The 1,623-nt window shown below is 38.4% G+C and carries 1 protein-coding gene; it reads right to left on the minus strand.

Features of this window, described 5'->3' with window-relative positions; translation table 11 throughout:
- Positions 1 to 126: 126 nt before the first annotated feature.
- Complete coding sequence (locus RV13_RS20325; RefSeq protein ID WP_002302391.1) at positions 127 to 1,314, minus strand: IS110 family RNA-guided transposase; 1,188 nt, start codon at positions 1,312 to 1,314, stop codon at positions 127 to 129.
- Positions 1,315 to 1,623 lie beyond the last annotated feature (309 nt).

Consider the following 1,623-nt stretch of genomic DNA (forward strand, 5'->3'; position numbering starts at 1 on the left):
GAGAGACTAACTATATAGAGTCAAGTAAAAATTAGCCAAATCAAAAAATATTTTATAACAGATAATTCCGAAAAAAGGGTACAACAAATAAGCTTCTTACCATTAGTTTTTTTGAATGCTCAATAGCTAATCAGAAACAATTATATAAGGCTCGTTTTTAGTCAAAATAGCATGAATCACGTAACAAAGCTTACGAGAAACCGCACCTAAGGCAGTTAGATGATGTTTTCCTTCGGAAACTTTTTTCTGGTAAAACGCACTAAAAACAGGATCACATTGAGAAGCTACTAAAGCCGCCGAAAACAAGGCTTTTCGCAAATATGGAGACCCTCGTTTACTCATAACATTATGCGTTGCCTCATATTGCCCTGATTGTGTCACGGAAGCGTCTATCCCAGCGTAAGCAACGAGTTTTTTCGGGTTAGAAAATTTTTGAATATCTCCGATCTCACCAAGAATAGTCGCACCGTTTATAGGACCAATTCCAGTAATTGTGAGAATAACAGAATTTAAAGTGTCCATTATGTGCTTGATTTCTCTTTCCGTTTCCTTTATTTGGCTTTCAATGAATTTTAATTGTTCAATCATTGAACGTAGTTGGAAGGTGAACGCTTCTTGAGCAAATTTTACTCCAAAGGAGTTAGAAGCTGCTTGCTTCAATTGGTCCGCTTTTTCTGCCTTGATTCGGTTCCTGCTTAACTCAGCTAAGTATTGGGCCAAAGTTTCTGAGGAAATGTTTTCTAAGTCGATCGGGGCACTAAACGCCAGCAATAACTCTTTAGAAGCTTTTCCGAAAACGCCCTGCTTGGTAAAAATCGTCGCGTATTCTGGAAAGACTTGATCCAATACGGCTATAATTTTTCTTTTGAAGTCGCTCGCTGTACCTACTAAATAAGTTCGGTAACGAGAAAGTTGTTTCAAAGAAAAAACATTTTCATCGGATAAGACCGTTTCGACAAATGAGCCATAGCGCATTAAGTCAGCAATCAAAACAGAATCAATAATATCGTTTTTTCGTTTCCGTATTTCTGTACCTTTACGCCATCCGTCTGTTTGAAGGGGATTCACAACGTGAATCAAATAATCTGATTCGTGAAGGTATGAAAAGATGGACAGCCAATAGTGCCCCGTGGCTTCCATCCCTATAACAAAGTCACTGGGTGCTCCGGAATAGTCGACCATTCGCTCAATTAATGACTCTGCTCCTTCAGTGGTGTTAGGAAATGAAAAACCTTTTAGTAATACCTTTCCTTCCTCGTTCATGATAGAAGCAACGTGAGTGCGTTTACCGATATCAATGCCTAAAAAGTACATGTATATCTGACCTTTCAAAAAAAGAATTTTGGATTGAAATCCACTCAACTGAAAAGCGTCACTACCTTGTACGAGATACGGAGTAAAGTAAGGACTTTCAACATCTAACTCATACGCAATCCACTTATCAGAGAGAGGAGCCAGTCTCTCGAGTGCGGGTTCAATGACCCAAGGGGGGAACGGCTTAGCCTCTCAATCCAATAAATATATTATCTCAAAAGAAATGAGTTAATACCAAATTAAAATAACGATGGTTCATAGGGTTATCCAATCAAAACCGGAAGGTTAAAACCCTAACTCTAATATACA

The sequence above is a fragment of the Enterococcus raffinosus genome (genome assembly GCF_001886185.1).
Taxonomy (GTDB): Bacteria; Bacillota; Bacilli; order Lactobacillales; family Enterococcaceae; genus Enterococcus_A; species Enterococcus_A raffinosus.